Consider the following 12198-nt stretch of genomic DNA (forward strand, 5'->3'; position numbering starts at 1 on the left):
TGCTCCATATGTTGAATGTCTGGCATCCGAAAGGATGCCTTTATTCGTACCCTACGGGGTAATACTAAGCGCTTACGTTATATGTGAGGAATATATATTTATTCGAAGATGTATAAAATTTTTGTGGATGATAACATATACACGTGTATTGAGGGTATAGTACGAAATGTCATTAAGTTGGATTTTGAATCCTAATAATTGATTGTATTATACACATTAGTTTGACACAATTTGGACAAATTGATAGTATAATATATTGTTAGGTTAAGTTTGATTATAAGGAGATTTCTAATGAAAGGTATTAGGATAGTTGGATTCTCAATTGAGAGCGCAATGAAAAAAAATAACGTTGATGCTACAGTAATTAGAGAGAAATTCGGCTTTTCAGACGTGGAATTTCAGCAAGTTTTAAAAGGACGCAAGATGTTAACATTTCCACAATTGTCAAAAATTGCAGATTACATTGGTGTCTCAGTAAAAGCCTTATTAAAAGAAGATAATCGGGAGTATGATGAAAACGTGGTTCATTGTATGACTGGATTTACAAAAGGTGAAAATCGTGAGAATATTTTAAATGATATCTATGATTATATGGATTTATATGATGAAGTATTAAAGTAGAGGTGGATAAGTATGAATAATTTGCCGGATTTGTTGCCAAATAATGTAGTAAGTAAGATTAATAGTTTTATTGATGCTAATATCAAATTTGAAGAACGCCCTTTAAAAGAGGGCGTTTTTAACATATTAAGAAAATATGCGGTATTGGTTTTCTATCCACTTGAAGAAAACGAGGAGAACGATGCTTTTTTATTACGAGATATGCCTTGGGAAGGGGATAAAAAACATTTTGTGTTTATTAACTCTGCGAAGACAAAAGAAAAACAGGTTTTTGCAGCTGCTCATGAATTAGGGCATATATTAGGGATAATTGATTATTTAGGAATAGATAAAACACAGGAGGAACTTGTTGTTAATAGAATGGCAGCAGAAATACTAATGCCAGAAGATCTGTTTTTAGAACGGATTCGTAAACTTGGAATTAAGAAGCAACTTACAAAGGAATTATTTTTGGAAATAGTTATAGGAGTTATGAATGAATTTTCCTGTACCTTTGAGGCAGTTGTGTTGAGATTTTATGAGTTAGGATTGTTGGAAAGGTCTGATGCAGAGGCTTTTATTTTCAAAAAGGCAATAGATAATCAAGATGATTATGTTCATCGAATTATTGTAGAAAAGAAATTTGAAGAGCTACTTGTTGTTACAAAGGAAAAGAATATTGATGGTTTGAGTCAGATAATAAATGAACTCACAAAAAGGGGACAACTTACTCCTAAGGCCATGAGATTAAAGAAAAAGTATGCTACTTTTATTGCGCAAGATGAAAAAAACATACTAGATGATAATCTTAAAATCAATATAAATTAATAGGGAGTGGAAAATTTATGCGAAATATTGCGCTAGTAGATAATGATTTTATGCACAAAATAGCTTCTATAGTAATGCAAGAAAGTGAATGGATTAGCTTGGTAGGACGCTTATTTCACGATTTGGGATGTATTGCAGGTGTTCATTCATTGGTATATATAAACGAGATGATGGATGTAAGTGCTCCTGAACATGGGAAGAATAGAATAAAGTCACTAACAGAAAAGGAAATGTTGCTAATTCAAGATTTGAATAAAATTTTATATGATGATGATCTTAGGAACTATTATAAAATTGTTTTTATGGAAATTTGCAATGAATATTACGGAGAAGTTCCGATTGAAGATATTTTTACTCAATGGAAAAGAAATTGTAGTTTAGGTGAAATTCATTCAATAACTATGTGTGTATTGTTTGAGTTTGGTATATTTTTATCAGATGATATCGGTTCTAAGACTATTGCACGCTCTGTTGTAGAAAACAAACTGTGCCCAAATACAATTATAGTCTATAGTAGAGAGGATGCTATTGATTATATAAATAGTTCTGTACACAGTACATTAAAAAAAAATGAGAAGCGAATGATAAAATCGCAAAGGAAATAATACAATACATATGGCTCAATATATATCATCTATTAAAAGAAATAAAATACCGCTGTGCATTAGCCTTTTATTAACACTACTTATCATTTTTGAATGGATTTTTAGTGGTTCATTTACTTTTGGTGCTACTAAGACATTGGTAGCCAAGTATGACAACTGGAATAGCTTTGTTGTAGACGGCTATAGAATTTCCGGAAATACATTTATAAGTGAAAAGAAAAAATCATATATTATTGTACCAATTCAAGGTGATGAAGATTGTCTTCAATTAGATATCCATGCTGTTGATAATATTAAATGCGGAGTGGAAATCTATTATCTGGATGACGAAGATGATTATGTTAAATATGAAAGAGAACAGTATTCTTTTTCCAAAGAGGGCACGACATTAAATATTAAACTTCCTAGACAGGAAAATGATATTAAACTCGTTATTACAGGAAATAAGAATAAAGAAATTGAGATAAGTAGCATTTCACTATACAAAAATGTAGTGTCATTGAACAAGAAGCTTATTGTATATGCGATAGTTTGGGGGCTGTTTTTATTTGTTCTGTTTTATATTTTTATAAAAAAAATAGTCAAGCTACAATTGTGCGCTAGTAATATTAGGTCGTTTTTTACAGTGTTACTAATAGGACAATTTGCATTTTTTATAATTAATATCTTATCTCGGAATTATTATTGGGGAAGCTACTTCAGCGTTGCATCTACAGATAATTATATGGATCACTTTAATATGTTGTTACTGTTGAAAAATCATGATCCATATTACGCATACGCAAGCTATCCAGCAATGTGTTTTCTTATTTTAAAAGCTTTCTATTGGATTTTGCCAGATAGTGTTCAGTTATTACAAACATCATCTGGGCTTAGAGAAAATGACATTGCAATGTTTTATTTTGGAATATTGGTTCTTTTGTGCATAGCTATTGTTTATGTCCTCTTTAGAAAATATTTAGATTGTTTTGAAAAGGAAAACCTATATAGTTGGCTGTTAATTCTTTCAGGGCCTTTTATATACACCATCCAGAGGGGAAACATAATACTATTGGCCTTCTGTGGGCTATTGGTATATACGAGATATTATGACTCTGAGGATAAGAAGAAACGATATCTAGCCTACTTATGCTTAGCATTTGCCGCTAGCATAAAGATTTATCCAGCTCTATTTGGATTACTAACACTCAAATCAAAAAGATTCAAGGAAACAATCCATTTGGCAATAATAGGATTTTTGACATTTATAATTCCATTTTTCGCTTTTGACGGAATGGCAACCGTTGGAGAGTTTCTAACAGGCTTGTCTAAGGCATCCGATATGATGACTAGCAAGGGACTAGGAGGAAATATTAGCTTATATAATCTTACACAGATTATTAATGCCATATGCTCTACAAATTTTGAATGTTCTCAAATTATGCTAGGCATAGTCACGATTTTATTGGTTGTTCTTGCTTTTTTAGCAAAAAAGGAATGGGAAACTTTATTTTTACTTGCAGTAGCATGTGCTTGGTTCCCACAGTTTTCATTTATGTACGTAATAATTCTATTTTACCCTGCAATCTTGACCGCTTTAAAAAATGATGAGGCAATATCAAGGGGAGAGAGTATTTTGTTTGGAATAATGCTTGTTCCGTTGGCGCTTCCTTATATGCCTTGGGTTGATAGAGCTGTGTTTACGACATCGATTATTTTGCCAATGTCATATTCGACATTGGTTGTGAATGCGATAATTCTCTATTTTGTTATTCGGATATCCATTAATATAGTATCAGAGCTGACAAAGAAGGTATCAATTACTACCAAAGCTGCAGAGTTTGTAGCGATGCTTATATTGATTTTATCGGTACTTATTATTACTGGATTACATTTTTTAAAGCCATATAATGCACACTATTCATTTGCTGGAAAAGGCACTAAGAATAATCCTTACGAGATTAGCTCGGTTGAAGATTTCTTAGAGTTGGTTGAGTTGTCTAATAAGGGGGAGTCTTTTGGCGGAGCATATTTTGTTCAGACATCTGATATTGAATTTGATGGAAAGACATCAATTGAGCCAATTGGTTGGACAGAAAAAGATTGTATGTTTAATGGCGTTTATGATGGTCAAGGATATTCGCTAATAAATTATTATTCTATGTCAGACAATGATGAAGAGATGGGCGTATTTGGCCAACTTAATGGAGAAATTTACAATCTAAATCTTGTTAACTGCAATATTTCCGGAGGTTCAGTTGGAGGTTTTGCTTATTTCATTGCTGGTAATGGAAAGATAAGCAATTGTTTTATTAATGGACAGTTATACGGCTATGAAGCCGGTGCGTTAGCAGCTATAAATAATGGTACCATTGAAAATAGTGTTGCCTTTGTTAATATTGATGCTGTTGGTGTTCGCGCCATTGCTGGAGATACATATGAGGCTTCATATATTAATTCATATAGTAATATTGGAGAAGGTGCTTTAGCCATAGGTAGCAACACATTTGCTGCATTAAATAATTACGTTGAAAGAACAAACAATTCATTACTCTCTGAGCACAAGCTAAAGCAGTGGGAAGTTGATGATGTTTATTTTGCAAAAGTTGCGAACTAGGTTATGATATTTAGGCTAATTTAGATTGGCCTTTGAAAATGTTTTATTGTGAGAGGAAGATGTATTGAAAAAGGATTTTAATAAAGTATTATATGCGCTGGGGTATGCAGTGGTTGACAGATTCAAAATGATGACGGATATCCATAGAAATAGCGAGCTAATCGCTGCGATGACATTATTCATAGGGCAACGATCCTGCGTAAGGAGCATGAGCAGCACCCAACTACGGATAAGCAGTACGAAGGAATTTAGGACCTGACAGAGGTCAGTAATCCTGGTAGACATGAGAGGTTAGTTACTGTAGATGATAAGGGAGACAAGAAGCCACTTCATATCTGTAATGCACTATTTTGATCAATATAAGTAACTGTAAACAGGTTAACAAAGCTTGATAATTCAAGGTTCTTTGTTAAACATCACTAAAAAAGAATAGAGAGAAATAACAAGGTGAAAAAGAAAATAGCAGTAGCTGGTACTGGTTATGTAGGATTGTCCTTAGCAGTACTTTTAGCACAAAATAATAGCGTAAAGGCTGTAGATATTATTCCTGAGAAAGTTGATTTAATTAATAATAAAAAATCACCAATTCAGGATGAGTATATCGAGAAGTATCTTGCAGAAAAGGATTTAGATTTAGTTGCAACAATAGATGGCGAGGCTGCATATAAAGACGCAGAGTTTGTAATTATTGCAGCGTCAACAAATTATGATAGTGAAAAGAATTTTTTCGACACTTCTGCAGTAGAAAAAGTTATCGAGCTTGTTATATGTAAATCCAAATGCAATAATGGTTATTAAGAGCACGATTCCAGTTGGTTATACAGAGTCTGTTAGAAAGAAATATAACACTTCAAATATTATTTTTAGTTCTGAGTTTTTGAGAGAATCAAAGGCTTTATATGATAACTTATATCCTTCTAGAGTTATCGTATCTACAGATGTTAATGATGAGCGTTTAGTAAAGGCTTCTCATGAATTTGCAGATTTGCTTGTAGAAGGCGCAGAAAAGAAAGATATTGAAACTCTATTTATGGGATTCACCGAGGAAGAGGCAGTAAAGCTTTTTGCAAATACATACCTAGCTCTCAGAGTTAGCTATTTCAATGAGCTTGATACATATGCTGAGCTAAAGGGATTAGATACTCAAAAAATCATTGAGGGCGTTTGCTTAGACCCTAGAATCGGTTCACATTACAACAATCCATCCTTTGGATATGGTGGATACTGTTTACCAAAGGATACCAAGCAGTTATTGGCTAACTATGCTGATGTCCCTCAGGATATGATTAGCGCAATCGTTGCATCCAATCGTACAAGAAAGGATTTCATTTCAGAACGAGTGCTTAAGAAAGCTGGATTCTACGATGATTACAACAGAGGCGATTTGCCAGCAGGTGTAGATGCTCAGTGTGTCGTTGGTGTATATAGATTAACTATGAAGTCTAATTCAGATAACTTCCGCCAGAGTTCTATCCAGGGTGTCATGAAACGAATCAAAGCGAAGGGCGCAACTGTAATCATTTACGAGCCAACCTTGGAAGATGGTAGCTCGTTCTTCGGAAGTAAGGTTGTAAATAATTTAGATGAGTTTAAATCTAAGTGTGACTGCATAATTGCTAACAGATATGATGCTTGCTTGGATGATGTTGAGGAGAAGGTTTATACTAGGGATTTGTTTAGGCGAGACTAGTCATCCTCTTTATCTTTAATCATTGTCAATAAATGCATATTGGTGAGCACATAAAAAATCGAATCAAGCTCATTGTTAGCGTTTAATTTATGTTGAAAGCTGTTGTTGAATTCATTTGTATAATCGCATTTGTATAGTTTTATATTGAAGTGATTATAGGTTTTAATAATAAAATTAGAATAAATTTTGCTCTTTTTATGTAAATCAATGCATGACTTAATGATTAGAATTAACGCAACTATAGCAAGTGCAAATGAGAAAGCAGTATTTGCAATACTATCTGTGAAATGATGATTAATTATTAATTGTATTGCTATTATAACTGCAATGATGATGTCACTTATATCTTGAAGAAATTGGGTATATTTTACTAAGCGGCTAATAGCATATTCATGTCTGGTACGGTATTGAGTAATAGAGTATCCATGCAGTGATTTACTTTCAAATTTTTCTGATGCGGATGACCTCATGGTATTTATTTGTTCAAGAGTATATGGACTAGTCTTCTCGCCTAATACATTAAAGTGCATCCATAAACAATTACTATCTGTTTCATATGAATCTGTTAAGTGAGACATACAAGTTAGTCCGTAATAAGTCCAATATGGGGAAGTATCCGTATCTCCAAGTTCTGCAATACTTTCACGAGTGAGTTCACTCCCAAAGTAAAAAGGTGCATCAGAATAATCGATAGTTGGGATATCCTCCAAATTAGAATTCTTATAGTATCTTACAGATGTGTCAATTATTTCACTACCACCGTTCACAGAACAATAATATTGGTTTTTATCTGTCATTTTATCAGCGCGTTTTGTGAAAAGGCAGTAGCTATCACCTGTAATTACATTCCCAGAAATATTTACATTATGAACATTAAATGACTTAGAAAGATAGTCATTTAATGCCTTGACTTCATCTTCATAGGAAATGTTACTATTTAAGGTTTCTACAAGTTTGTGTTGTAGAAAAGATTCTTGTCTGTCGAAATCTTTGTTGATTTCAGAAAGAGATACTCCATTGAGCATAATATTAATCAAGTATGGGTGATCTAGAAGAGAACTCTGATATGTACCTCCGCTTGTGAAATGGAGCCCCATAATTGTCATGTATGAGGTTCGTCCTAATGAAAGAGTCATTTTTTCCACAGTGTTGTTGCCGGTTGATGGTTCTGCGGTTTTGATACTGACAAGTCGTGGAAGAACCCCTGAATAAAGAGAAGGATTTGAAGATTTTAAAAGCTTTTGATTGTCCTTTTTATAGATTTGTGAAAAAGGCATAGTTGTGCTATTGGAGGTAATAGTACAATCAACATATGCGAGTTTAGTAATAAGTGAATCGCTTGGTCGACCAAATATAGTAAAGGTTCCTTTATCCTCGTTCGATACTACAAAAACTTCTTTAGAGGCTTCTAACTCACTTTTAAAGATTGCATTGTTATCGTTTAATTCTATTCCAAAACACCATATAGCGGCAATTAGACAGCGGGCATATAGGGCTTTTTGATACTGCTCATATGCGTAGGAATATCCAGCAGGTTTTGTACCACTAGCATTTGGATTACTTCTATCAATGCAAAAGTTATTGACAGCATTATTTAACTCTTTTTCAAAAGCATCAATGGATTTATAAAAATTCTTATCATTGCCATAGATATCTAGTGAAATGTCACGAAAATCAGGAAAGTCTCGGTTTGCAATGATTCCAAATGAATTCTTACTAAATGCAGACAAAATATCAGTTGAGCTAGGAGTACTTGAGGATAAATTGTCGGACTCTGTGTAATCAGTATGTTCTAGATCTATAGATTCTTTAAAGCTGCCGATAATATTAAGTTTGTTATTATTATGAGGACGAAAAAGATGAATGTAATTTCTATCGTGATTGCTGTTTAAAGCAAGGTTAGATGCGTTTTTGTTTAGATTGTAAATAGAGTCTGATTTAATCATTAATATTTCTCCAAAAAGATTTATATTCTTTATAGTAGCTATTATAAAATATTTAGACGTGAGAAGAAATGAGTAAACTGACAAAAGATACAGTAGTTAATTGAATTTGGAATGAAATTTAGTATTTACACAAGAAAGACAATGAGATGAGAAATAAGTATTTGAACTTTGATAATAAATACCTAGCTAGACTAATTATTCCTTTGGTTGTTGAACAACTGTTAGCAGTAAGTGTGGGATTTGTAGATACATTGATGATTTCTACCGTGAGCGAAGCGGCTATATCAGGTGTAGCTCTAGTAGATAATATAAATAGACTTGTAATACAAATATTAGCAGCTTTTGCTACAGGTGGTGTTGTAGTTGTCAGTCAGTATTTAGGCAGCGGAGATAGAAAAGAATGTAAGGTTTGTACAGGACAGCTTATTTCATTGATGGAATTTTCTACTATTATCCTTGCAATCTTACTTATCATTTACCCAAGACAACTATTAGGAACAATATTTGGAAGGGTAGAGCGAGATGTTATGGATTCGGCTGTAACATATTTAGTTGTTACGAGTTTTTCGTATCCATTTTTAGCAATTTACAATGCGGGAGCTGCTATTTTCAGAAGTTCTGGTAACAGTAGTATTAGTATGGGAATAAGTATAGTTATGAATATAGCTAATGTAATTCTCAATGCATTATTTGTTTTTGGTTTGAAATTAGAAGTATTAGGTGTAGGATTAGCTACATTACTAAGTAGGATAATTGCAGCCCTAATAATGATAGTTATTTTTAAATCCGATTCTAATGAACTGAAGCCGGAAGCTGTGACAGCATTTGTCCCACAGAAGAAATATATTCTAAAGATCCTTAGAATTGGTATACCAAGTGGAATTGAGAATGGAATGTTTCAAATTGGCAAGCTTATGGTTGTTGGTATGGTGGCAACTCTCGGGACCAGTGCAATTGCAGCGAATTCTGTAGCTTACCAGGTGATTGACTTCCCTAATCTTCCTGCGACATCTATTGGAATTGCGTTAATCACGATAGTAGGGCAATGTATGGGTGCAGGTAATATACCAGAGGCGAAAAAACAAGTAAAAAGACTGATGAAGTATGCTTTCGTTTCTGACTGGATATCAAAAGGACTATTATTTATCTTTGCGCCTCAAATAGTCAGTTTATTCTCTCTTTCAACGGAAACTGCAAACTCTGCTGTATTGGTATTAAGAGCCTTTTTCCTGGCGGCAATTCTAGTTTGGCCACTAAGTTTCACGTTGCCAAATGCTTTACGTGCAGCTGGAGATGTGAAATTCACTATGACAGTGAGTATCTTATCTATGTGGTTATTTCGAATAGTTGCGAGCTATTTCTTTGTTTTTCACCTGCATTTTGGCCTTATGGGTGTTTGGGTTGGAATGTTTATAGATTGGTATGTAAGAGGCATTAGTTATCTGACCAGATATTTGAGTAATAAATGGGCTACATTTCACATAATCTAAACAAATGACTTATCATCAGAGTATTTGATTTATAGTTCCTTATAGCTTATAATCCTAGAGGATTATCGGTTTAATATGATATTCTGAGATTATAACGCTATAGGGATTTTTAAAATGGATAAAATACTTGGACTATTAAATATAATTGTAAAAAAGATTTTTGGTTTTATATTCAAAATATTTGGTAGGGAATACACAGAGTCTACCCATGAGGCAATTTTCCAATTTGTGAAGTTTGGAATTGTAGGTGTTACCAATACAGTTGTATCTTATGTTTTATATGTGGCTACACTTGTGGGATTACAAAAAGCAAACGCTTTTCCTAAAGTAGATTACCTTATTGCTACAGTAGTATCATTTGTACTCAGTGTACTTTGGTCATTCTATTGGAATAATAAGATGGTCTTTGTAGTAGAGGAAGGACAGTCACGAAATATTTGGAAGACACTTATTAAGACATATATATCATATTCCTTTACTGGATTATTCCTTAATTCAGTTTTGGCATTCTTTTGGGTTGATATTATAGGTCTATCTAAATTGATTTCACCAATAATTAATCTTTTAGTAAGTGTACCGATTAATTTTATTATTAATAAGTTTTGGGCATTTAAAACAAAATAATAGATTCTTACTTGTAGTAAGGATTTTTATGTATGGATTAATATTAATAACAAGCGAGGATTAAATATGAATTTAGATTTTTACAAGGGAAAGAAAGTTTTAATCACAGGTCACACAGGCTTCAAGGGCTCATGGATGTGCAAGGCGCTCATTAATGCCGGTGCTGATGTCACAGGCTACGCTTTAGCTGCTCCGACAGACCCATCACTTTTTGAAATGTGTGACTTGGCATCTAAGATGAATTCTATTGAAGGAGATATCAGAGACTTGGAGCATTTGCTGTCAGTATTTGCTGAGGTTAAGCCTGAGATAGTTATTCACATGGCTGCGCAGCCAATCGTCCGTGATTCTTACAAGGATCCTGTATATACATATGAGACGAACGTAATGGGCACTGTAAATATTTGTGAGGCAGTTCGCCAGACTCCTAGTGTTCGTTCATTTGTAAATGTTACTACTGATAAGGTTTATTTAAATAAAGAATGGCAGTGGGGATATCGTGAAAATGAAGAACTCAATGGCTTTGATCCTTATTCTAATTCAAAGTCATGTTCAGAACTTGTTACATCTAGTTACAAGAACTCATTCTTTACAGATGAAGAATATCAGAAGCAGTATGGTTGTGATGCGCCAGCAGTTTCTACATGCAGAGCTGGTAATGTAATCGGTGGTGGTGATTTTGCCAATGACAGAATCATTCCTGACTGTATTCGTGCAGTATCAGCAGGACAGGAGATTGTAGTTCGAAATCCATATTCTACTCGTCCTTATGAGCACGTACTTGAGCCTGTTATGGCATATCTCATGGTTGCTGAGGCACAGTATAACGATAAGACATTTGCTAGCAGCTACAATGTAGGACCAAATGACAGTGACTGCTGGACTACAGGTGAGCTTGTACAGCTTTTCTGTGATAAGTGGAATGCAGCTGCAGGTTCATTAAACAAGGCTAGCTGGATTAACAAGCATGACGGTGGTCCACACGAGGCTAATTTCCTTAAACTTGATTGTAGCAAGCTCAAAACAACCTTTGGCTGGAGTCCAGTATGGAATGTTGAAACCACAATGGAGAAAATCGTTGAGTGGTCTGTAGCATATCTCAATGGTGAAGATGTGGCTGCAGTAATGGATAAGCAGATAGCAGAGTTCGTTGGAAAGAACTAATTTTAGAAATTAATTATTTTCATTATGGAGTTATGGTTTTAAACTATAGCTCCATTTTTTGAATGTGAAAAGAAAAAGCAACTCAGGCGATGCTGAGTTGCCTTTGGAGCATAAGGCTCCGAACATATTTAGTATGGAATAAGAATAGCATTTTGGGGGAGGTAAGTAAAGGGGCGGTGTATGCATTTACCACATTGGTATCTGACGCCATTACGCAGATTTGGAATATTTTCATTGGAAATATGAGTGTCATTGGCCCACGTCCTGGTCTTTGGAATCAGGATGTACTTACAGCTGAGCGCGACAAATACGGAGCCAATGATGTGAAGCTAGGTCTCATTGGCTGGGCGCAGATTAATGGACGTGATGAGCTGGAAATCAGTGAGAAGGCTAGGCTGGATGGTGAGTATGTTGCTCATCTTGGTTTTGGGATGGATTTAAAATGCTTTTTTGGCTCACTAGGCGTTTTCGGTGGAGACGATAGTGTTGTAGAAGGCGGCACAGGAGCCAAAAGCATCAGGTAGCTTATGTAGCAATGTATTATGATATAATGAGAGCAGTCCTTTGGGGCTGCTTTTAATGGTTTGCGCGCCATGGGCGCGCTCCAACGGGTGAAAGTCCCGAATACGCCTAGGTAACAAGGAAGTATATAGCT

Annotated in this window: 9 protein-coding genes and 1 pseudogene; 9 read left to right on the top strand and 1 reads right to left on the bottom strand. The window is 34.5% G+C overall.

The annotated features are described in order from the left end of the window. Nucleotides 1–291 precede the first annotated feature (291 nt). The 5 genes and pseudogenes from E7276_RS14735 (at nt 292) to E7276_RS14755 (ending at nt 6319) form a co-directional block, all read left to right on the top strand. Entirely contained in the window at nt 292–621 is a 330-nt protein-coding gene (locus tag E7276_RS14735; RefSeq protein WP_294219257.1) for a hypothetical protein, read from the top strand. 12 nt (nt 622–633) lie between these two features. Further along, the gene (locus tag E7276_RS14740; RefSeq protein ID WP_294219259.1) at nt 634–1428 is read left to right on the top strand and encodes an ImmA/IrrE family metallo-endopeptidase; all 795 of its coding nucleotides are present in this window, start codon (nt 634–636) and stop codon (nt 1426–1428) included. A 17-nt stretch (nt 1429–1445) separates the two neighbouring features. Continuing rightward, nucleotides 1446–2033, top strand: coding sequence for a hypothetical protein (locus E7276_RS14745; protein WP_294219262.1), 588 nt, complete (start codon nt 1446–1448; stop codon nt 2031–2033). A gap of 10 nt (nt 2034–2043) precedes the next feature. Continuing rightward, the gene (locus tag E7276_RS14750; RefSeq protein ID WP_294219265.1) at nt 2044–4629 is read left to right on the top strand and encodes a glycosyltransferase family 87 protein; all 2586 of its coding nucleotides are present in this window, start codon (nt 2044–2046) and stop codon (nt 4627–4629) included. A 447-nt stretch (nt 4630–5076) separates the two neighbouring features. Continuing rightward, nucleotides 5077–6319, top strand: a pseudogene (locus tag E7276_RS14755) (nucleotide sugar dehydrogenase). Here the strand turns inward: E7276_RS14755 and E7276_RS14760 are convergent. Further along, a complete protein-coding gene (locus tag E7276_RS14760; RefSeq protein WP_294219268.1) occupies nt 6316–8265 on the bottom strand; it encodes a hypothetical protein in 1950 nt (649 codons plus the stop codon). The pseudogene E7276_RS14755 and the gene E7276_RS14760 overlap by 4 nt on opposite strands. A gap of 146 nt (nt 8266–8411) precedes the next feature. On the opposite strand from E7276_RS14760, the gene E7276_RS14765 reads away from it, so the two are divergent. From E7276_RS14765 to E7276_RS14780, 4 genes are all read left to right on the top strand, one after another. Continuing rightward, nucleotides 8412–9755 carry an MATE family efflux transporter gene (locus tag E7276_RS14765; protein ID WP_294219270.1) on the top strand — a complete coding sequence of 448 codons (1344 nt, stop codon included), beginning with the start codon at nt 8412–8414 and terminating at the stop codon, nt 9753–9755. Nucleotides 9756–9869: 114 nt separating this feature from the next. Continuing rightward, nucleotides 9870–10379, top strand: coding sequence for a GtrA family protein (locus E7276_RS14770; protein ID WP_294219273.1), 510 nt, complete (start codon nt 9870–9872; stop codon nt 10377–10379). 66 nt (nt 10380–10445) lie between these two features. Further along, complete coding sequence (rfbG, locus tag E7276_RS14775) at nt 10446–11543, top strand: CDP-glucose 4,6-dehydratase (RefSeq protein WP_294219276.1); 1098 nt, start codon at nt 10446–10448, stop codon at nt 11541–11543. Between the two features lie 176 nt (nt 11544–11719). Further along, a complete protein-coding gene (locus tag E7276_RS14780) occupies nt 11720–12067 on the top strand; it encodes a sugar transferase (RefSeq protein ID WP_294219279.1) in 348 nt (115 codons plus the stop codon). Nucleotides 12068–12198: the final 131 nt, after the last annotated feature.

Origin of the sequence: Pseudobutyrivibrio sp. (assembly GCF_015057185.1) — a bacterium.
GTDB lineage: Bacteria > Bacillota > Clostridia > Lachnospirales > Lachnospiraceae > Pseudobutyrivibrio.

What these genes read in the sequence shown, in the direction of transcription:
- E7276_RS14750 (WP_294219265.1), top strand. Translation starts at nt 2,044, where the DNA reads ATGGCTCAATATATATCATCTATTAAAAGAAATAAAATACCGCTGTGC.
- E7276_RS14760 (WP_294219268.1), bottom strand. Translation starts at nt 8,265, where the DNA reads ATGATTAAATCAGACTCTATTTACAATCTAAACAAAAACGCATCTAAC.
- E7276_RS14765 (WP_294219270.1), top strand. Translation starts at nt 8,412, where the DNA reads ATGAGAAATAAGTATTTGAACTTTGATAATAAATACCTAGCTAGACTA.
- E7276_RS14735 (WP_294219257.1), top strand. Translation starts at nt 292, where the DNA reads ATGAAAGGTATTAGGATAGTTGGATTCTCAATTGAGAGCGCAATGAAA.
- rfbG (WP_294219276.1), top strand. Translation starts at nt 10,446, where the DNA reads ATGAATTTAGATTTTTACAAGGGAAAGAAAGTTTTAATCACAGGTCAC.
- E7276_RS14770 (WP_294219273.1), top strand. Translation starts at nt 9,870, where the DNA reads ATGGATAAAATACTTGGACTATTAAATATAATTGTAAAAAAGATTTTT.
- E7276_RS14745 (WP_294219262.1), top strand. Translation starts at nt 1,446, where the DNA reads ATGCGAAATATTGCGCTAGTAGATAATGATTTTATGCACAAAATAGCT.
- E7276_RS14740 (WP_294219259.1), top strand. Translation starts at nt 634, where the DNA reads ATGAATAATTTGCCGGATTTGTTGCCAAATAATGTAGTAAGTAAGATT.